The organism is Paenibacillus sp. SAF-068 (genome assembly GCF_051967555.1).
In the GTDB taxonomy this organism is placed as follows: domain Bacteria; phylum Bacillota; class Bacilli; order Paenibacillales; family Paenibacillaceae; genus Paenibacillus.
Genome location: NZ_JBQCJX010000001.1, coordinates 664,067 through 684,408, shown reverse-complemented (window position 1 = coordinate 684,408; position 20,342 = coordinate 664,067). Strand labels below are relative to the sequence as shown.

Sequence of the window (20,342 nt, the reverse complement as noted above, 5' to 3'; positions counted from 1 at the left end):
TCTAACCCTGCCCTTGCCCCTTTCTGCATCCCTTTTCCTTTTCCCTGTCCCTGGCCCTGCCTTCACCGCTACCCTTCACCACTCTCCTGACGGCGAAGCCGTTTCACCTGCTCCACCGCACTGTCCAGTGCCTTCTTGCGCTGCTTCATTACGCGGAGGTGATTTTGCTCCACCTCGGCAAAATGCATATGATCCAGGTTCATCCACTCCAGCAGTTGATCTAAAGTCGGTGACATATGCAGTTGTGTTTTCCGCCGTTTGCGGGCTACGCAACATAGATATTTATGATGAACTTCGAGTTTCAAGACTTCAAAATACGGCATCAGGGTCATCGCCAGGCTTCCCGCATAGAAGGTTTGCTTGTGGTCATAAAACGGGTGATACCCGTACGGCACGGTTACAACCAGCGTCCCTTCTTCTTGCAACAGCCGATGAATCTGGACCAACAATGTCTCCGGATGAGCAAAATGCTCCAGCACTTCTCCAAGCAGCACCGTATCAAAGGTCGTTCTTGCTTTCCATTGCGTAATATCCAGCATCCGAAAATCCACATTGTTTCGTACCGGCCTGGATTCTTTGGCTAGCTCGCTTTGGGCATACCGGATACTTTCTTCCTCCAGATCGATACCCGTGACACGAAATCCTTCCCGTGCTAGCAAAATAGAAGTAATTCCCTGACTGCACCCGACATCCAGAATACGTTTGCCTGCTGCCTCACGGCACATCCAGTGGACACGCGTCCTCGTCGCTTCATGAGAATCTTCCGAATTAATCTCGCCATAGTAGCGTTCACTTACACGATCATGATTGGCCATCGGCATCTCCCTGATCCTCATCGGCATCGCTCACCGTTTCATGGCGAGTTGCGGCATCCTCAACTACCACCTTCACTTCTTGTTCTTGCCCTGCCCCTTCTACTCGTACCTGTTGCTCGTGGACACCCTTAGCCTCATGACGCACTGGCTGACCCAGCACCACAATATTTCCCCCGTGGCATCCGGCCGTTGCATTGCGTGTATCGAAGATCAGCTTCGCATGATCTGCCATCTCCTGATAATTGAATCCTGAATGATCCGTGGTGATGATCACCAGATCAGCTCCTGTCCACAATTCGGGCCCCGCAGGACTAGCATGCAACATAGTACCGTCATCCTTGCGGAAGACAGGCACCATGGGATCGGTGAAAACCACATCTGCGCCCGCTTCACTTAGCAGCCGGAAGACGTCCAGCGCTGGTGATTCACGCAGGTCGTCAATATCTTTTTTATAAGCCATACCCGCCAGCACAACGCGCGCTCCCCGCATAGCTACACCCTTCTGCTCCAGCAGTTCCGCGGCACGCTTCACTACTCTCTCTGGCATTTGCCGATTGGTTGCATCTGCCAGCTGGATGAATTGCAGCTCCGATCCCTGACGGTTTGCAGCCCAGGACAGATAGATTGGATCGATTGGAATACAATGTCCGCCGATACCTGGACCTGGATAGAATGGCATATAACCAAATGGCTTGGTTGCCGCCGCATTCAGTACTTCCCAGATGTTTACCCCCATCTGTTCACAGGCCGGGGTCAGCTCATTCACGAGTGCAATGTTGACACTGCGAAATGTATTTTCGAACAGCTTTGCCGTCTCCGCTATCGTCGTTGAACTGACCGGAACAACTTCGTTGAGGAACGAGCCATAGAACTGTTTACCATAATTCAGACAGGCGGGTGTAGAGCCGCCAATAATTTTCGGGGTATTTTTCACACCATAATGCACACTGCCCGGATCTACCCGCTCTGGAGAATAACAGACGTAGAACTGTTCTCCAGCTTGCCAGCCATTTGCCGCTTCAATCGGTTGTTTTACGCGTTCTTCCGTCGTGCCCGGATAAGTCGTGCTTTCCAGAATAACCAGGCTGCCTTCCTGCAAATACGGAGTCATGCCATCCACCGCCGCCGAGATATACGAGATATCCGGTTGATGCTCAGCGGTCAGAGGGGTGGGCACACAGATCACAATGACATTCGCCTGCGCCACCGCTGCATAATCATCACTTGCCGAGAACAAACCTGCCCGCATCAAAGACTGCACAACATCATCATCAATGCCAATGACATACGAATGCCCGTTACGCAGCTTGGCTACTTTGGAAGTATCGATATCGATTCCATGGACCTGATAACCTGCCTGTGCCATCTCCACGGCCATGGGTAAACCCACATAGCCGAGACCGATGACGACAGCTTTCAGGGAGCGATCATGAATATGTTGTATTAGGGTGCGTTGCTGTAACTCTTCATTTCCTTTGTGCTGCTCGTGCTGATGATGCTCTCCCATTCCTTCCACCTCCAAACGCTCCACCTCCCATCGGTGGGCGAGTCTGAAACTCCCATCGAGTTTTGAGACACACCCTAATCGATATATCCACCTGCACGCAGAAACCTTGCAATGGCCGGCTTGTTCATCATGGCACTGTCCGAGCGATACTCGGAAAAGTTCACACGGGGCAAGCTGCTGTACTGATCCGTCAGGCTCTTGTCCTTGTGCTCCGGCAGGATCACGTAATACTGCGCATCGTATTGGTACGTACGCGGCGCTTCAAAGGGCGAGATCAGCACTTCATGCAATTTCTCGCCTGGACGTATTCCCGTCACCTTGTAATCAAAGGATGGACGACCTGCCTGTTCCAACATGACGGATGCAAGTTCCGTCATCTTGCAAGCTTTCATTTTCATTACAAACGTCTCTCCACCCACGGCTGCCTCAGCCGCCTTAAGCAGTAAATGTATGGCTTCGGTACGTGTCAGGAAAAAACGGGTCATGCCTTTATCCGTAATGGTCAGGCTTTTGCCTTCATCGATCTGACGACGGAACAGGGGCACGACACTGCCGCTGGTTCCAAGCACATTGCCCCCGCGTATACAGACAAATCGGGTACCTTCACTTAACCAGTTGGCACGGATCATCATCTTTTCACCCAATGCCTTCGTCATGCCATATACGTTAATTGGATCTACCGCCTTATCGGTGGACACATCGATGACTTTGGGAACCTGCATACGTATCGCAGCCCGAATAATATTCTGCGTGCCGATCACATTGGTCTTGAACGCTTCGTCCGGCTGGTCCTCGCAGACCGGAACATGCTTCAGCGCAGCCAAATGGAAGAGCACATCCACGCCTTTGCAGGCATCTTCCACTGCCCGATAATCCCGGATATCCCCAATGATGAATCGCAGACGCGGGTCATGGTTGAATGCTCGCTGCATCGCAATCTGGGCGTATTCATTACGTGAGAGGAGGCGAATCTCAGCCGGGTTCTGCTCCAGCAGCACCTCGGTCAGCTTTTGACCCCAGGAGCCTGTTCCTCCGGTAATCAGAATCGTTTGTCCTTGAATCATGGATGAATCCCTCCCTGATCAGATCATGAATTCGCGTAGTACCTGTGCCATCTCATCCCGGCTTAACCGGTCTTTGGGTGGTACCTTTTTGATTGAAGTATTACTCGAATGCACGATGTTGACATAATTGCGCGGAGCAAGAAGCTCATGCGGCAAATCGATGACGTTACCATGTGTGCCTCTGCCCGGAAGCTTGACCCGGTAACCTGTTGCGTATTCAGCGGTCTGATATAAATAAACATAGAACTGTGGAGAACGGTGAAACGCTGGTGCCATCTCGTTATTCACACTGTCCCACAGGTATCCGTTCTGATTGATCAATGCCATCGTCTGCGGCTGTGGCTGAATATCGTAGAGTTGTTGAACAAAGGTTTTATGATACAGGTCATCCGAATCTAGGCGGGCAATATAGAGTTGCTCCGCACCTTCAGCAAACGCCAAAATGGCACGCACACTCTCAATATTGGTTCCAAAACGAATATTGGAAGGAAGCGGCTCCTGATCTGCAAGAATCTCCCGCATCAGGTCCCCCGATTCCTTGGACAACTTCACCACCGTAAGGAAATCCTGATTTGTCTGTGCCTTCAGACAATGCAATGTGAACGTACGGAAGATGCTCATCCGACGCTCCAGCCACTCCCGCGTCAAGCGCTGCGGGTCCATCCCGTAATTGTTAAAATTAATCTCGATCACAACTTTCCTGGACATAACATTCCTCCTCATGTACGCTGCAAGTTCCGCTTGGCGGATACAGACTGTTTTCATAGTTTTGATGCCGTCTTCCTATGAGACATTTCTATTACATTCTGATGATTTCCAAGCAACATCTCCTTTTGAATCCAGCACTCTATAGCGTATGAAACGTTAATAGAAGCGGTACCGACAGATGTACTAACTTTCATATAAATAGATTGATATATACCAAAAGAGGCTGCCTGCGGGTCGAACGTACATATCGTTAACGTAACTGACAACATAGAATAGAGCAGTTCAATTTTCAAAGGGGGTACCACTGGAATGAATTCGATTTACCTTGAATTACAGGATGTACTTGATCAACTTGAAGCGGCAATCATGGAGCAACGACCGCTATCTCTTGTACGAGTCGGCGATGGCGAGAATATCGTCATGTCTCAAGAAACCGTGTGGACCACAGAACAGGTCCTTCAGGAGCGTTGGGCCAAGAAAGCAAACTTAGGACAAAAGGGACTTCATCTCCCCAACACGAAACTCCGGGATGAAGTCGCCTCTTCCTTGCAACGTGCCGATATCGTGGGCATTCTTCCTCGTGGTGACAGTACCATTAATGCTCCGGATTATCTCAAAAGACCCCTGACCGACATGGTATTTGCGCACTTTGGCATCGCTCCTCCAATGACTTGTCACGCCTGTGTCAATCGGGAATTGGTGCAAAACCTGCGTTTCTGGCAGATGCTTGCAGGCAAGCGCGTGCTACTCGTTACTCGTGAGACTGAGGCGCTGCGTGTCATGTTAGAACATGAGCCGTACAATCTGAACATCGTGAATGCCCTGCCCTTCGACAGTTATGATCAAATGGATGAAACGCTGCACTGGATTCAGGATAATCAACATACCTTCGATGTTGCTCTCTTCTCCTGCGGCGTCAACGCGGTTATCCTTGCTGAACGAACAGCTGCACTCGCAGGCAAAGTTGCCATCGACTTTGGCAAAGCCAACAACATCATTCTGAAAGGCCGAGCCAACTGATCCCGGGACAGCTCCGAACTTCAGATTCGTGAGTTGTATCGAAACGTGAACAAGCTTGTACGGCAAAAACCCCCGACTTCTTGAGTCGGGGGTTTCTTGCTGAGCGCTGGTCGAGACCTATTGCTGCATTGTCTTGCCTTTCTGGGGTATGAAGCGAACTCTGCCGTCAACAGAAACGATGTTGAAGCACTCTGCCTATTCACATTACGTATTTCACAACTAGCTGGTAGCTGCAATGCCGTATAACATCTCCGGCCCGGTTCTTACTGCTGTGGACACGCCCGAGATGAACGAAGTATACACACTTTCCAATGCTGGTGGTGCAGATAGATCCTGAGCAGTGAACGAATGAAACTCGGCACCTCCGTTCTGTCCAATCGTACCTTCAGCACGGTAGATCACATAGAAGGGATCGTATAGGAAGCCCCGCACCAGCTCCACAACAAAGGTATCTCCCAGTTCTCCCGTAACGCCTACTGTGCCGTTCAACGTAATAATGGGATTCACCACACCTTGGGTCTGAAGACCAATGGCGCCGAATGCTTCCGGGGATGGACCTAGAGATAAACCGGGCTGTCCTACGGTTCCCGAGTTCATCGAAGTTCTCATATCGAGAAACACGCCCATGAGTAACACCTCCAATGCTATGGGATACCATATCCTATGAATCTCACAACTCTTCGGATTGGATGTATAGCAGATTCCATGAACCTATTTTTATTTGTCGACTGTTAATGGTATATTGAACTGCATAACGAAATGAACGGATCGTATGCACACAAGCGGTACAGGCTGTTCAGAAGGAGATTACTATTCATGAATAAACGCAAACGTCCAACAGGCAAAACATCATCGGCATCGGCCAAGGGGAAAACATACACAGGTTCATCTGCAGCACGCTCCGGCAAGTCTAACTTCTCATCTGCCAAATCATCCGGTGCTTCCGCATCACGCAATACAGAGGAGAATAAGAAGCCATTCGCCGCCAAGTCATCAGCCGCACCGAAAAAAGGCGGAGGTAACAAATCCAAAAATGCCAGTGCTTCCAAACGCCCGGGCAATTCCTATTATCGCAAGCAGGAACCACCACGCCAGTATAAAGTAATCGAACCGGATGAACTGTTGAACTTCTTGCTGCAGCATCTGAAGTCGGGACGGAATGCCGTGAAGTCCATTCTGGGTCGCGGACAGGTATCCGTGGATCAGAAAGTCGTAACCAAGTTTAATGAAGCGCTGACGCCAGGTCAGATTGTCTACATCCGCAAAGAGGGTGCAGTCGCTGCTCCATCCTTGACGGGTATTAACATTTTGCATGAAGACGATGATATCATTGTGATCCGCAAGGAAGCCGGACTGTTGTCCATCGCTGCTGACAAGACGGATGACCTGACGGCTTATCGCCAACTGACAGAGCATGTACGCCGTACCAATCCGCTAAACCGGATCTTTGTCGTACATCGCCTGGATCGGGATACATCGGGTGTGATGATGTTTGCCAAAAGTGAAGAGGTACAACAGAAGCTGCAAAACAACTGGAAGGAAAATGTGCAGGACCGCGTCTATGTTGCCCTTGTTGAAGGTGCAGTAGCCAAAGAAGAAGGCACCATCTCTTCCTGGTTGAAGGAAACCAAAACACTGAAAATGTACTCCAGCTCGCGTCCGAATGATGGACAACATGCCATTACTCATTACAAACGTCTCAAGTCGAACCGTGATTTCTCCCTGCTGGAAGTACGTCTGGAGACAGGTCGTAAAAATCAGATTCGTGTGCATATGGAAGATCTCGGACATCCAATTGCCGGGGATCGAAAATATGGTGCACGTACGAGAGATCTCGGACGTCTCGGACTTCATGCACGTATACTCTCGTTTATTCATCCCACAACAGATGAGTTAATGTCATTCGAAACAGACATTCCGAAGCCATTCCTATATCCGTTCCGCGGAGAGACTCCATCCGAGAAATAACCGAATGCTGTTAACGCATTAGATCATATTCAATTCAATCACGCCTGAAAGGAGGAACGGACACTGAAAAACCTGTTAATTACCGGTTACCGGGCACATGAATTGCAGATTTTTGGACAGAAGCATGAAGGTATTCCTTTTATCAAAAAAGCCATCTCCTCCCGTCTCACTCCCCTTGTCGAGGATGGTCTGGAATGGGTGCTGACGCCGGGACAATACGGCGTGGATCTGTGGGCATGCGAAGTGGTGATTGATCTGAAGAAGACGTATCCGCATCTGAAGCTGTCGATCATCACTGCCTTTCAGAACCCGGAAGAGCAATGGAAAGAAGACAAACAGGAGTATTACCGTTCCATCCTCTCGGGTGTGGACTACTACGGTGCGATTAGCAATCAACCTTATATCGGGCCGTGGCAGTTCACTGCACGAGATGACTTGTTGTTGCGCAAAAGCGACGGTCTTCTGCTCGTCTATGACGAAGATGCCGGGGAAGGCAGTCCCCGTTTTGTGAAGGAAAAAGCCGTAAAGAAACAACAGAACGAAGACTATACGATCATCAGTGTCACTTCAGAAGATATTCAATCCGTAGCGGAGGATGAGCGTATGAACGATATCGGTTATGATGAGGACGTTCCCTTCTGACACTGTCCGGTTTTGATCAAGGTCCAATGAACCCAGAATGACGTACATATGTTTTTTTTCGAGGCAGGTTGGGTATAAGTAGTAGTAAAACTGCGATGATCATGTCGTATGGGATAAGGGGAACTGCAACCATGACATTAACGCCAGAGCAGCGCATTCAACTGCATGGATTCAACAATCTGACCAAGTCGCTGAGCTTCAATATGTACGATATCTGTTATACGAAAACCAAAGACGAACGCGAAGCTTACATTGAATATATTGATGAACAATATAACGCCGACCGGCTGAGCAAAATTCTGAACAACGTCTCCGATATCATCGGAGCCCACGTTCTCAACGTTGCCCAGCAGGATTATGTGCCTCAAGGTGCGAGTGTTACGATGCTCGTCTCCGAAGGTCCCATCGTGGAGATCCCCGAGGAATCTCTCGATGAATCTCCTGGTCCATTGCCCGATAATGTAGTCATGCAGCTGGACAAAAGCCATATTACGGTGCATACCTATCCGGAGTTCCATCCGAGCGAAGGCATCAGTACCTTCCGTGCGGACATCGATGTCTCCACCTGCGGTGAGATTTCACCGCTCAAGGCGTTGAATTATCTGATTCATTCCTTTGACACGGACATCATGATCATGGATTATCGTGTACGTGGATTCACGAGGGATACGAGCGGACGCAAGTTGTTCATTGACCACGAGATCGGTTCCATTCAGAACTACATTCCGGATGAGATCAAGAGCAGCTTTGACATGATTGACGTGAACGTCTATCAGGAGAATATTTTTCACACCAAATGCAAACTGAGGGAATTCGATCTCGACAATTACCTGTTTGGATACACCAAGGAGAAGCTGAGCAAGAAGGAACAACAGGAGATCACCGAATGGCTGAAGCTGGAGATGGATGAGATCTATTACGGCAAAAACATCAATCGGCCCTCTTAAGAAGGTGTTCCAAGGCTGACCGCTAGAGGACAAGATTTAAGACAAGTTATCATGAAGGCAAGGTTTTTCCCTTACAGGAGACCTCCGGCATGTGCTTGTCTTTTTCTTTGCTGATGTTGACAGTGTGCAACAATGTTTTCTATTATAAAGAGTAACTGTATTACTCTGCAGTGAAGGAGACTGAGCCCGTGATCGAAACCAATACGACAAGACGTAACGAATCCTTGTTACAAGCGCTTACTGCACAGCACAATGCCATCACCAATAACATTGCCAATGCAGACACACCCAACTACAAAAAGAAAACGGTAGAGTTTCAGGAAGAGCTGAGACGGATCGTTGAGAATGGCAAAACAGATCAGCTCGCCATGAAGCGGACTCATGAGAAACACTTCCCTGTCAGTGATCCCAACTCTTCGATCGTACAGTACCGAATTGTCGAGAACAACGAGACAGCCATGAACAACAACAACAATAACGTGGATATTGACAAGGAAATGGCGAATCTTTCGGAGAATCAGCTCATGTATAACTACATGGTCGATCGGGTCAGTGGACACTACAAAAAAATGAAGAATTTACTGAATGATTTGAAATAATGAATGTACAAGCAGCCCGAGATGGCTGCTTTTTTTTGTGTTTTTTCCCCTGTGTATAGCTCGTTTAGTGCCATTTTTCGGTATCTGCCCCTGTTCGTAGTATAATGGGAAGAAACGATTGATTTATATCGAACAAAAGAGGTGCAACATGGCTCCACGTCATTTAAATGGTTTTCAAGGTTCCAAAGTGAGGCTTGCGGCTCCATGCCCGGAAGATTGCATGCGTCTCTCCCGCTTCACAGATGATTATGAATATTTGCGCAACTTGGATACGGATATCGCTATTCCGCTAACGCCGGATGAAACGGGTTCTTCGTCTGTCCGCCGAGACAACGGTTTTGAATTTGCATTACGTACACTGGAGGGCAATCGCTTTATTGGCTTCACAGCCCTCTACCGGATGGAATGGAACAATCGATCGGCTCGTTTGGCCATTGGTATTGGCGAGGAAAATGATCGGGGTAAAGGATACGGCAGTGATGCCCTTGCGCTCATTCTTCGATATGGATTCCACGAATTGAATCTGAACCGGATTGCGCTGGAAGTCATCGAATACAATGAAGCCGCGAGACACGCATACCTCAAAGCCGGATTCCGGGAAGAGGGGCGCCAGCGTTCTGCAGTTTTGCGGGATGGCATGCATTATGACCTGATCTCGATGAGTATTCTTGCGGAAGAATGGTCGGCACAGTCTCAGCTTCCCTTGTCATTCCACTCTACCCGTACACCTGAATCTGGGCGAGTCGCCGCGGGTAGTTTCTCGCAGCGTTATGCGAACGAACAAGCTGCGCTGTCCCTGTCGGAATTAAGTTCAGATCCCAAAGCTGAATCTGACATTTCACCTCGCATCGGCGTAGGCGCAGTCATCCTGAATGAACGGGGCGAAGTGCTTCTCGCCTGGCGGAATCGTCAGCCAGAGCAGCACACCTGGAGTATTCCAGGCGGGAAAGTAGATCCCTATGAATCATTAGAGACTGCCGTGATCCGTGAAATCAAAGAGGAAGTCAATCTGGATATCGCCATCGACCATCTGCTCTGCACAGCGGAGACGATCCAGCCAGAACAGAAGGAACACTGGATATCCGTGCTCTATTCCACCAAGGTGATTGGCGGTCATGCTCGTAATCTGGAAGAAGGCGGAGCCATCGGCGAGATCGGCTGGTTCCCGCTCCATGATCTGCCCTCTCCACTCGCCTGTTTTGCCGTACCTGGGCTGGAAGCTGTGAAGAAACGATATAACCAGAATTAAGCTTGGAGGTGCTTGCAAGTGTTGAAGATTCCGCTTCCTCGACCTGTACCCTTCATTCTGCATGAATCGAGCTCCCAATATGATTGGAAAGGCAACGGCTGGCTATCACTGAAAACATTCCGTAACGGAAAAACGCTCTATGAAGCGGGTCGCGGTCACTTCGCAGTCAACAATGAGAACTATCTACTTCTGAATGAAGGTCAGGAATATAGTCTTCACATCGATTCATCTACTCCAGTTGAATCCTTTTGCATCTTCTTTCCTACTGGTTATGTGGAAGAGATTAGCCGAAATCTGATTAGTAGTGATCTTCGGCTACTTGATGAGCCGTATAGTTATTCACCCCCAAGCAAGATGGAGTGGATAGAACGTACCTACGTGATGCATAATCGGCTTGGCGTAGCCCTGAATCATTTCCGTAACTTGTACAGTCGAGACATGCTGGATTCCTGGGCAACAGAGGAGCAGCTTCATCATCTCGCCGTTCACATGTTGGATCTACACCGTAACATTCAACAAGAGATCAACGAACTGGATATGATCAGACGTTCAACCAGAGAAGAGTTATATCGAAGGGTCTATGTCGGGCATGAGTATATCTCCGCCTATTATGATCAGCCGTTAACGCTTGAACAGACTGCAGCAGCTGCACAACTATCCGTGAATCATTTTCTACGAAGTTACAAAAAGCTGTTCGGCACTACACCCCATCGTTATTTGACTGAATGCAGACTACAAGCTGCGAAGCGACTTTTGCTTGATACGGACAGGTCTGTAACCAATATCTGTTATGATGTGGGGTTCGAAAGTCTCGGATCGTTCAGTTCATTATTTACCAGACGCTTTCATAGCTCTCCTTCCCAGCTGCGGGCAAAAAGGTGATTATGAAGAAGAACCTCTGAAGAGGAACATTTATAATTAAATTATCTCATCCGATGGAGGACTTCCTTATGAATCATGCAGAACAGATGAATCAACTATTTCAGGCTGCACAGGCTGGAGATGTGGTAACCATTGCAGCAATTCTCACTTCTCAACCGGAACTCACCAATACTGAAAATCAGGATGGGTTAACTCCGCTGGGGTATGCCTCTCATTATGGACAAGCAGGAGCAGTTCGACTTCTTCTGGAGCATGGGGCCGATGTGAATGCTCTTTCTCATTCAAAAATTTCCTTTATTCCGTCGAATACTGCACTGCATGCTGCTCTTGCCGGTGAACGTTCACCCGAAGTGATCCGCATTTTGCTCCAACATGGGGCATCCACAAGCATTCTGGATAGCGATGGACAATATGCACTGCACTCGGCAGCATTTCATACCGATCAGACCGAACTTATCGAGATGTTACTCCAGCATGATGCAGATCCACATACTCTGAACTTAGCGGGTCAGACCCCACTGGACATTGCACTTGAACGCGGTAACATGTCTACAGCTTCATGTCTGCGAGCAGCCGTTACAGCTCAGCAGCAATAATGTTTAGCTAGCTTGGACAATAACATGACCAACCGCCAGAACTCTTTTTGCAGCACAAAGAGAAGGTCTGACGGTTATTTGTGTTGTCCTCTACGTTCTCGTATACATACGTAGTTCAACTTCTATAGAAACCGCAATACATTATATTTTTTCAAAAAACAAGAACCGTTTGACGCCTTGCACAGTCTAATACTCAACATATCCACGAAAGGAGGAGCCATGTGACCCCTACTCAGCTCACTATCGCCGCACAAAAAGGGGATGCCGAGGCTTTTGCAGCCTTAATGGAATTGCATCATAGCCGACTGTACCGTATCGCCTATGCCTACCTGCACAACGAAGGTGATGCACTAGAGGCCATTCAGGAATCAACCTTCCGGGCATTCCGTAAACTCAAAAAATTAAAAGAGCCATCCTACTTTGGCACTTGGCTCATCCGCATTCTGCTCAACTACTGCGCAGACGAACGCAAACGCAAAAGTCGTTTCAGTCCCGATACCGCGATTCATGAACCCAGCAGCTGGGATCGTCCTGCGGACCCCGATCTTGACGCCGCCGTATCCAACCTGGATCGGGATTGCAAACAGATTATTATCCTGAGTTATTTTGAAGGTTTCTCCCTAACCGAAGTCGCCGATATTCTGGAAATCCCGACCGGAACCGTCAAATCCCGATTACATCGGGCACTCGGACAGCTCCGTAATCAACTTGAAACGAAAGGAGATGCATCCTCATGACGGATGAACAACAATCATTTGACGCATTGGAAGAACGGCTGAATGCGCGCAAGACGGAGTACGAAACCAAGCCTGTACCGGATGCTGCCTATCAGGCTGTGCAGTCCGGAATCCGCCAGGCTGCCCGCAAACGCAAGTCCCGGCTGCGCTGGTACATGAGTTCCATCTCGGCAGCAGCCCTCATCCTGCTGTTTACGGGATGTATCCGTGTCTCTCCCGCTTTTGCATCCTTCGTGGAGCAATTGCCCGGCATGGAAGGCATTGTGAGCATGATTCGCCAGGACAAGGGATTAATGATGGCGATTGATCAGTCCCTCTTACAGAAAGTCGGGGTAACCGACGAGCATGATGGTGCTTCCGTGACCGTTGAAGGCATTATTACAGACGAGTCACGCATGGTTATTTTTTACACGATGAAAGGTATGAAAGATCCCGAAAAATTCAACTATGACATCGATTTGCTGGATGAGAAGGGTAAAAACCTTCCTGTTGCATTTAGCTACGCTTATCCGACGCCTTCTCCAGACGAGAATGTCCACGAGAATATGATTGACGTCATTTTCACAGATGAAGCCTCTCCTCCTGAGGAGCTAAGCGTTGTGTTTAAATCCAGAGATAAAGCAAGTACCGAGGAGTGGAAAATGACGTTCCCGGTAGACAAAACTCTTACCAAAGGCATGAAAAAAGTCATTCCTGTGAATCAGACGTTAACAGTGGATGGACAGCGTATTGATGTGAAACAGGCTACTCTGTATCCAACCCGTCTTGTGCTGGATGTGAATTTTGATCCTAACAATACGAAGAAAATATTTGGCCTCAGTGATCTTCAACTGGTCGATGAACAAGGTCGCGCATGGAGAACAGATACCACGACAGGGGAGGATGAACGCTCCATTTACTTCGAAAGCATGTACTTCTCCATACCGAAAAAGCTGACGTTACAGGGATCCGGCTTCTCCGGATTGGATAAAGAAGATTTGGATCTTGTGCTTGATCTGAAATCACGCCAGATTACAGGCGGCCCTCCTGGTTTGAAGATGCTTGGCAGCAAGGTCGAAGGCAAAGATCTAATTATCGACTTTTCTGTTGCTGGCAGGATGGACGGTGGATTCGTTCTTGCTTTCAGGGAAGTTACAGACAGTGCAGGGAAATCATATGAAGTTCCTGGCTCCAGTTGGAGTAGTGGGATGGGACGGATGACAGTCATACGATTGTTTCTTCTACTATTGAAAATGGTGCCAAGTTGACAGGGGAAGTGAAGATGAACATCTCCACCTATCCGATGAAAATCAAGTCACCGTTCTCGTTGGATATTCCTGTGAACCCTTAATCTAAACGCAACATGCTTTCAATAAATGGATTAATCTATATAATGGAAATATTCATGAAGATGAGTAATGTGAACAGGAAAGGGTGTTTCCACAATGAATCAACGTTCGATCCGTTATCCGCAGCCACTCGCTCCGGGAGATACAATCGGTGTGGCAGCCCCCTCCAGCGGTGTAGGCGAATCCCTGCACCATTATCTTGAGGAAAGCAAACGCAATATGGAGCGCCTTGGTTTTGGCGTGATGGAAAGCCCATCGCTCCGCCAGAACATCAAATGTGTGAGTGCCTCCAAAGAGGAACGCGCCGAAGAGATGAATGAATTTTTCCGCAGTCCAACTATTCAGGCCATTATCCCTCCATGGGGTGGAGAGTTCCTGATGGATATCCTGCCCCTGCTGGATTGGGAAGCTTTGAACACATTGCCGCCCAAATGGGTCATGGGTTATTCGGATATCAGCACCTTTTTATTCGCATACACCCTGCTCACCGGTACAGCGACAGCGCACGGCACCAATTATGTGGATCTAAGATCAAACGCCCTCGATCCGGTGACCGCGCGCTGGATTGATGTATTACAGACCCCTTACGGCGGACAAATCACACAATCGTCTTCCACGCATTATCAATCGGCATGGAAAATGGAACTGCCTGGATTTAACCTCGATACACCTTCACGCTGGAAACAGCTCGGGCACTCGGAAGATGCAGATACCGCTGTGGCGTTCTCCGGTCGGCTGATCGGCGGCTGTATGGATACAATCACCTGTCTAATCGGCACCCCATATGCACCCGTGCAATCCTATTTGGATCAGTACTGTGCAGATGAAGGAAACCTCTGGTATCTGGAGAGCTGTGAGATGAGCGCCGGGGATATCTATCGTCATCTGTGGCAGATGAGACAGGCTGGCTGGTTTGCAGGCGTGAAAGGGTTCATGTTCGGCCGGCCTGCGGGTTATTCCGATACAGCGGATTTCAATTTCACGGATGCCCTATCCGCTGCACTTGGGGATCTGGATGTTCCTGTACTGTACGATGTGGATCTCGGTCATATGCCGCCCCAGCTCACCTTTGTGAATGGAGCATTGGGCAAAGTGGCTTATGAACATGGACGCGGGAGCCTTGACATGGCGTTTGTGTAATCACCTTTTATAGGCAGATGCATACCTTGAAGTAAGAACTTATTTTGAGGAAGGGTTGTGCATCATGTCTGAATCCACATCCACGCCATCCGCGCGTGTCGTGTATCAAGCCAATCAACCGATGCTTCAATCCGTGCAAAGTGTGCGGAATATGCTTCATCATACAGCCCGGCAGCACATAGGCAAGAAGGTACAAGTCCAGAATATCGATGGTCAAGTGTGGGAAGGTGTCATCATCAGTGCAGACCGGGGGATTTTGTATCTTCAGGTTACTCCGATGCATGGATACCCTGAACCGCGCGCCTTGTTTGGACCCACGATTTTGCCGCTGGTGCTGTATGAATTGTTGGTTATCACACTGTTGATGTAGTGGTATTGTGCCCCTAATCCGAACCTGTTCCACGAAGCTTCGCTCCTGAGATCTTCAAGTCTTGGGAACGAGGCTTTTTTATGGTCTTGGGGATGGTGCGGTATGATTCCTTGCAAGCGTGTGAAATATGATACAATGGTGTCGCACCACCCCATATCACTTATGAAACGGAGCTTGATCCGGTTGGAATACATACGTCTTGATTCATCACCCGTATCACAAGTCGAGACGGGGATGATTGGCAGCAACCCTACTGAACAATCCCGCGTGATTGCCATCTGTCTGCTCGCAGGCAAAATCATGCTGCAAAGCGGCGGTGAGACCTACCGTGTGGAAGATACCATGAAACGCATGGCCGCAGCGCTGGGTTTACCCCACTCGCACAGTTACGTTGTGCCGACAGGCATCTTCTTCTCTGTTAATGCAACCGAACCCGCCAAGCTGATTCGTATCTCCGAGCGTACGACGGATCTGGACAAGGTATCCGAGGTGAATGCGGTCTCCCGCCGCATCGGACAAGGGGAACTTACTGTTCAGGAAGCCCATGATCTGTTGGTACAGATCGAAGGCAAGCCTTCCTCCTATTCTACGGCTGTGCAGCTTACGGCCGCAGCGTTATCCAGTGGTTGTTTTACCATTATGTTTGGCGGGGGCTGGAGCGACTTTCTTCCTGCGCTGATCTGCGGGGGTACAGGTTATGCAGCCGTTATTGCTTTTCACCGGTTGGTACGAGTCAAATTTTTTGCCGAGCTTACGGCATCCTTTGTTATTGGCATACTCGCTTTTCTCCTGATCTATATGGGAGTCGGGCATGAACGGGACAAAATTATTATTGGTTCGGTTATGCCGCTGGTTCCGGGGCTGCTGATTACCAATGCTGTACGTGACCTGATGGCCGGACATCTCGTCTCGGGATTATCCAAAGGAGCCGAGGCATTTCTGACCGCCTTTGCCATAGGTACCGGCATTGCAGTTGTATTTTCACTTTTTATGTAAGACGGAGGAATGCAGGATATGCTCCATTTTATTGAACAAGCCTTAACCAGTTTTGTCGCTTCAGCCGCATTCGGGATCATCTTCAACGCACCACGGCGCATGTTGCTTCACGGTGGATTTGTCGGCATGATCGGCTGGATCATCTATATCGTGCTTGAATATGCTGCAGATGCAGTGCCTGCTACACTTGCAGCGACCATAGCCGTAGGTGTCATCAGCCAGGTATTCTCTCGCATGTTTCGTGCACCCGTCATCATCTTCAGCGTCGCAGGCATCATTCCTCTGGTTCCTGGTGGGCTGGCGTATAATGCGATGCGGAGTTTTGTGCAAAATGACTATAGTGCCGCCATGGAGATGGCCGCCAAGGCACTCATGTTATCCGGTGCCATTGCCGTAGGCCTGGTGCTATCCGAGGTATTAAACCAGATGATACGCCGAATTCCCGCCTCGATCCGGATCAAATCATCATCGAAATGATTAGTTTTTACATATGTAACACACGTAAGGCCCGTTAGCACACAGGATGAACTCCTGTATGCCAGCGGGCCTTACGTATCACTTTTTTTCAATCTATTCTTTTTACTTCACGAACGTATTCTTCACACGTACCGACTTCAGGAAATACGGGATGAAGATACAGCACGTCAGAATGGATCGTACGATCAGCTGAAAAGCCGGAGTTGCATCAAGCACATGCTGATCTCTTGGGATTTCATTTCGCGCAATCAGAATCCAGGTCACGATGCTTATGATCACATTCATCATGTACATCACCATCATCATACGTGGAAACTGTCTCTTCCGCCTATATAGAAGTGTGAGATTCACGATAACGATGATCAATAGAATGGTACTGCTTATGAAACCAAACCACAGGAGTGGACGGATCATCTCCGTGTAAATCTGAGGATCGACACCACGGTCAACTTCCCATCTGGCAGGGTCCATGATGACATTCACCTGCGATACATCCGAGATGAGAAACACCAGCGCAAGCCAAAGACTGATCTGAATCAGTATAAGCCATCCGCCCAAGCCGGAGATACCGGGCCGTTCCGGTCTGATACCGGTTTTGGGTTGCAGCGAGTTCATATCCATATCTGTATCCGAGTCACTATATCTACGTTCCATTTCAACCTCCTTGTACACTGGATAAGAAAACATATTATACATTAAAATCTGGATTCGGTGTACTTTAGAGGATGAACGGAGCATCTGGCCTATGATCTCCTTGTTTAGACGTTTATCGCATCGCACGTTTCATTACTGCTCCAAACAAATCAGCTGCAATACCACTTCCTGATCTCATATAATGTTCTGCATCCGTATGATCAAATCCCATCCAGACTGCCGCAGTCCAGTTACTCGTATAGCCTACAAACCACAGATCCCGATTGGCCTCCCTTCCCACACCAGGTAATGCTGCCTGTGTTGTTCCCGTTTTACCCGCTACCTTGTGCTGACCTAACTGTGCCCGACTTCCTGTTCCCTGACTGACTACATTTTGCAGCATTCTGGTCATGTCATTCGCCGTGCCAGAGGAGATTACCTGCTTATTTTCCGACTTATGAGCATATATTGTTCGTCCATGGGAATCTGTAATCTTGCGTATAAGATGGGCTGTATTCAACTTTCCATTATTCGCAAACACGGTATAAGCCTGCGCCATCTTCATTGGAGACACCCCCTGATGCACACCTCCCAAGGCAATCGAGAGGTTTAGATCTTCTTGCCCCAGTTCAATACCGAGCCGTGCGGCAAATTGATGTGCGTATTTCAGTCCGGTTTCATGAAGCAGCCATACGGCTGGGGCATTGATGGACTTTTGCAGGGCCTGGGACATCGATATTGAACCGCTGTAACGCCCACCCAGATTGCTGGGCTGATAGTTGCCATAACTCATGCGTTTATCCGGCAGTATGCTCTCTGGCTTGAACTTCCCCAACTCCAACGCAGGGCCATATGCAATAATCGGTTTGAAAGAAGAGCCTGGCTGCCTCGCATCCATAATCGCCCGGTTGATGTCCCCTTTCAAGGGATTGCGTCCACCCATCATCGCTTTCACTTCACCATTATGTTGGTCGATAATCACCATACTTGCCTGAACCAGTTCGTCGTGGCGATCATCGGGGAATCGGGTAGTGTCCGCAAATGTGTCTTCCATCGCCAGTTGCGCCTGTTGGTCTAGCCCGGTTTGAATAACCCAGCCTGCCGATTGAATCTCCGCTTCACTTCTGCCTGTGAGCCGAGAAGCCTCCTGAATCACAGCATCCACGGCAGACACATATCCCGGCTCGCTCAAGCCCGGTGAATTTGCTGTATTTGACATCGTTTCAGGAGGCGTGTAATCGACGCTCCGCGCTTCGAGCATCTGCTTTCGTGTAATTCGTCCCTGTTTATGCATGAGTCCAAGGATAACGGCACGTCTTTGTTTGGAAAGTTCAGGATGATCTACTGGATTGTATAGGGATGGACCATTGGGCATTCCGGCCAATGTAGCCATCTGCCATAGTTCCAACTGGTGCATATCCTTAATGCCAAAATACCGCCAGGCTGCCGCCTTTACACCATACTGCTGACGCCCCATGTAGATCTGATTCAGATACATCTCCAGAATTTCATCCTTGCTGTATTTCTTCTCCAGGGCCATCGCAATCGATATCTCATTCACCTTTCGACTTAACGTTTTATTCCCATTCAAATACAGATTCCTTGCCAGTTGCTGCGTGATGGAACTTCCACCCTGACCCAGATTCATATGTATAATGTCTTGCACAATGGCCCTGCCGAGTCCGATGTAATCCAGTCCATCATGGTTGTAGAAACGTCGATCTTCTGTAGCCAAAAAAGCCTTCTTTAATAAATCCGGCATGGCGTTCAGATCAGCATATTCGGAATACCCTTTGGTCTGCGTAAGCAACCTCGAAATTTCGGTCCCCTCTGCATTCGTAATAATGGTTGAAGCGGCCACCTGCATAGCCTCGGGACGATGGCGAAGCATTCCTTCGCCATAAGTAATCAGATAGAGATAGAAAAAGGTCAACATCAAAACGACAACCACAGCTGCATCGAATACGTAATATAACCATCGCTTGCTCCCGTGCTTCAACATTCAGGCTCCTTGTGTATCCGTTCAATTGAAACTTCGTGTTCCTGTCTATCTCGTTGTGTAATCTCCAGAGCTTGATGGAGCAGCAATGTCTGTTCGTACGCCAACTTGACCCAATGTTGAACTTCCGTCTCGTCCTGACACCGCCCTTGAATGATCTCATCCAGAGAAGATTGAATACCGTAGAGAGTGAGTTTTATCGGTAAATCAACCAGCGTAGAACCAGCCTGAGCATTCTCCTTGTCTTCTCCCTCATGCAGAAGAACAGCAATCGTATTCAGATTCGCAGCAATCTGTCGCAGTTCACCACCACTTAGAACATCAATTCTTCCAGGATTCTGGCCCAATGCAAGTTCGGCTGTTCCGCGCGCAAGTTGACTGAGATCTTCCGCAATCTGCTGGGTTCGAATCCAGAAAAAGATCGCAAACACAGCTCCACCAATGAAAAGGAAGAACGGCTTTGTTCCGATATGGTTGATTCCCCAGTTCATCATACCTGTTATCCATGCGGTATCCGGAAGGACATGCCGATGCGCAAATCGCAGCACGTGATAAACGACAAAAAGGAGCGCTGCGCTCAGTAACGCGCTTGCTCCTCCAATGTATATGTATCCTAGTCTTACAGTACTGAATCGGTTCTTCATATTCGGTATCCTCCTCTATAA

The 20,342-nt window shown here is 48.8% G+C and carries 22 protein-coding genes and 1 pseudogene; 15 read left to right on the top strand and 8 right to left on the bottom strand.

Annotated features, from left to right (window positions below; all coding sequences use genetic code 11):
- Nucleotides 1-68 precede the first annotated feature (68 nt).
- The 4 genes from ACTHPG_RS02930 to ACTHPG_RS02915 all read right to left on the bottom strand — a co-directional run bounded on the left by ACTHPG_RS02930 (nt 69) and on the right by ACTHPG_RS02915 (nt 4,094).
- On the bottom strand, nt 69-815 hold the full coding sequence (locus tag ACTHPG_RS02930) for a class I SAM-dependent methyltransferase (protein WP_440387613.1): 747 nt from the start codon (nt 813-815) through the stop codon (nt 69-71).
- Nucleotides 802-2,331, bottom strand: a complete 1,530-nt coding sequence (locus ACTHPG_RS02925) for a nucleotide sugar dehydrogenase (RefSeq protein WP_440390108.1) — start codon at nt 2,329-2,331, stop codon at nt 802-804. The genes ACTHPG_RS02930 and ACTHPG_RS02925 overlap by 14 nt, the downstream gene beginning before the upstream one ends.
- Before the next feature lie 65 nt (nt 2,332-2,396).
- Nucleotides 2,397-3,386 carry an SDR family NAD(P)-dependent oxidoreductase gene (locus tag ACTHPG_RS02920; RefSeq protein ID WP_440387612.1) on the bottom strand — a complete coding sequence of 330 codons (990 nt, stop codon included), beginning with the start codon at nt 3,384-3,386 and terminating at the stop codon, nt 2,397-2,399.
- 18 nt (nt 3,387-3,404) lie between these two features.
- A complete protein-coding gene (locus tag ACTHPG_RS02915; protein WP_440387611.1) occupies nt 3,405-4,094 on the bottom strand; it encodes a glycosyltransferase in 690 nt (229 codons plus the stop codon).
- Between the two features lie 309 nt (nt 4,095-4,403).
- On the opposite strand from ACTHPG_RS02915, the gene ACTHPG_RS02910 reads away from it, so the two are divergent.
- Nucleotides 4,404-5,114, top strand: a complete 711-nt coding sequence (locus tag ACTHPG_RS02910) for a GT-D fold domain-containing glycosyltransferase (RefSeq protein WP_440387610.1) — start codon at nt 4,404-4,406, stop codon at nt 5,112-5,114.
- 219 nt (nt 5,115-5,333) lie between these two features.
- Here ACTHPG_RS02910 and ACTHPG_RS02905 read toward each other — a convergent pair whose 3' ends face one another.
- On the bottom strand, nt 5,334-5,741 hold the full coding sequence (locus ACTHPG_RS02905) for a hypothetical protein (RefSeq protein WP_440387608.1): 408 nt from the start codon (nt 5,739-5,741) through the stop codon (nt 5,334-5,336).
- A gap of 189 nt (nt 5,742-5,930) precedes the next feature.
- Between ACTHPG_RS02905 and ACTHPG_RS02900 the strand changes: the two genes are divergently transcribed.
- The 14 genes and pseudogenes from ACTHPG_RS02900 to ACTHPG_RS02835 all read left to right on the top strand — a co-directional run bounded on the left by ACTHPG_RS02900 (nt 5,931) and on the right by ACTHPG_RS02835 (nt 17,045).
- The gene (locus tag ACTHPG_RS02900; protein ID WP_440387607.1) at nt 5,931-7,082 is read left to right on the top strand and encodes an RluA family pseudouridine synthase; all 1,152 of its coding nucleotides are present in this window, start codon (nt 5,931-5,933) and stop codon (nt 7,080-7,082) included.
- A 63-nt stretch (nt 7,083-7,145) separates the two neighbouring features.
- Complete coding sequence (locus ACTHPG_RS02895) at nt 7,146-7,724, top strand: DUF1273 domain-containing protein (protein ID WP_421898523.1); 579 nt, start codon at nt 7,146-7,148, stop codon at nt 7,722-7,724.
- 131 nt (nt 7,725-7,855) lie between these two features.
- The gene (gene speD, locus ACTHPG_RS02890) at nt 7,856-8,671 is read left to right on the top strand and encodes an adenosylmethionine decarboxylase (RefSeq protein WP_440387605.1); all 816 of its coding nucleotides are present in this window, start codon (nt 7,856-7,858) and stop codon (nt 8,669-8,671) included.
- Nucleotides 8,672-8,859: 188 nt separating this feature from the next.
- Complete coding sequence (gene flgB / locus ACTHPG_RS02885; RefSeq protein ID WP_440387604.1) at nt 8,860-9,270, top strand: flagellar basal body rod protein FlgB; 411 nt, start codon at nt 8,860-8,862, stop codon at nt 9,268-9,270.
- Between the two features lie 148 nt (nt 9,271-9,418).
- Nucleotides 9,419-9,907: pseudogene (locus tag ACTHPG_RS02880) on the top strand (GNAT family N-acetyltransferase); the annotation flags it as partial.
- A gap of 210 nt (nt 9,908-10,117) precedes the next feature.
- Nucleotides 10,118-10,519 carry an NUDIX domain-containing protein gene (locus tag ACTHPG_RS02875; protein ID WP_440390107.1) on the top strand — a complete coding sequence of 134 codons (402 nt, stop codon included), beginning with the start codon at nt 10,118-10,120 and terminating at the stop codon, nt 10,517-10,519.
- An 18-nt stretch (nt 10,520-10,537) separates the two neighbouring features.
- Nucleotides 10,538-11,401, top strand: coding sequence for a helix-turn-helix domain-containing protein (locus tag ACTHPG_RS02870; RefSeq protein ID WP_440387603.1), 864 nt, complete (start codon nt 10,538-10,540; stop codon nt 11,399-11,401).
- A gap of 68 nt (nt 11,402-11,469) precedes the next feature.
- Entirely contained in the window at nt 11,470-11,997 is a 528-nt protein-coding gene (locus tag ACTHPG_RS02865; protein WP_440387601.1) for an ankyrin repeat domain-containing protein, read from the top strand.
- A gap of 221 nt (nt 11,998-12,218) precedes the next feature.
- Entirely contained in the window at nt 12,219-12,734 is a 516-nt protein-coding gene (locus ACTHPG_RS02860; protein WP_440387599.1) for an RNA polymerase sigma factor, read from the top strand.
- Complete coding sequence (locus tag ACTHPG_RS02855; RefSeq protein ID WP_440387597.1) at nt 12,731-13,981, top strand: DUF4179 domain-containing protein; 1,251 nt, start codon at nt 12,731-12,733, stop codon at nt 13,979-13,981. The genes ACTHPG_RS02860 and ACTHPG_RS02855 overlap by 4 nt, the downstream gene beginning before the upstream one ends.
- A gap of 177 nt (nt 13,982-14,158) precedes the next feature.
- On the top strand, nt 14,159-15,202 hold the full coding sequence (locus tag ACTHPG_RS02850; RefSeq protein ID WP_440387595.1) for a S66 family peptidase: 1,044 nt from the start codon (nt 14,159-14,161) through the stop codon (nt 15,200-15,202).
- A 64-nt stretch (nt 15,203-15,266) separates the two neighbouring features.
- Nucleotides 15,267-15,572, top strand: a complete 306-nt coding sequence (locus tag ACTHPG_RS02845; RefSeq protein ID WP_090894577.1) for a hypothetical protein — start codon at nt 15,267-15,269, stop codon at nt 15,570-15,572.
- A 234-nt stretch (nt 15,573-15,806) separates the two neighbouring features.
- Nucleotides 15,807-16,568, top strand: coding sequence for a threonine/serine exporter family protein (locus ACTHPG_RS02840; RefSeq protein ID WP_440390105.1), 762 nt, complete (start codon nt 15,807-15,809; stop codon nt 16,566-16,568).
- A gap of 18 nt (nt 16,569-16,586) precedes the next feature.
- Complete coding sequence (locus ACTHPG_RS02835; RefSeq protein ID WP_440387593.1) at nt 16,587-17,045, top strand: threonine/serine exporter family protein; 459 nt, start codon at nt 16,587-16,589, stop codon at nt 17,043-17,045.
- A 102-nt stretch (nt 17,046-17,147) separates the two neighbouring features.
- Here the strand turns inward: ACTHPG_RS02835 and ACTHPG_RS02830 are convergent, their stop codons facing one another.
- The 3 genes from ACTHPG_RS02830 to ACTHPG_RS02820 form a co-directional block, all read right to left on the bottom strand.
- On the bottom strand, nt 17,148-17,699 hold the full coding sequence (locus ACTHPG_RS02830; protein ID WP_440387592.1) for a DUF2569 family protein: 552 nt from the start codon (nt 17,697-17,699) through the stop codon (nt 17,148-17,150).
- 112 nt (nt 17,700-17,811) lie between these two features.
- Entirely contained in the window at nt 17,812-19,680 is a 1,869-nt protein-coding gene (locus ACTHPG_RS02825) for a transglycosylase domain-containing protein (RefSeq protein WP_440387591.1), read from the bottom strand.
- Entirely contained in the window at nt 19,674-20,321 is a 648-nt protein-coding gene (locus ACTHPG_RS02820) for a HAMP domain-containing protein (protein ID WP_440387590.1), read from the bottom strand. Before ACTHPG_RS02820 ends, ACTHPG_RS02825 begins: the two co-directional genes overlap by 7 nt.
- Between the last annotated feature and the right edge of the window lie 21 nt (nt 20,322-20,342).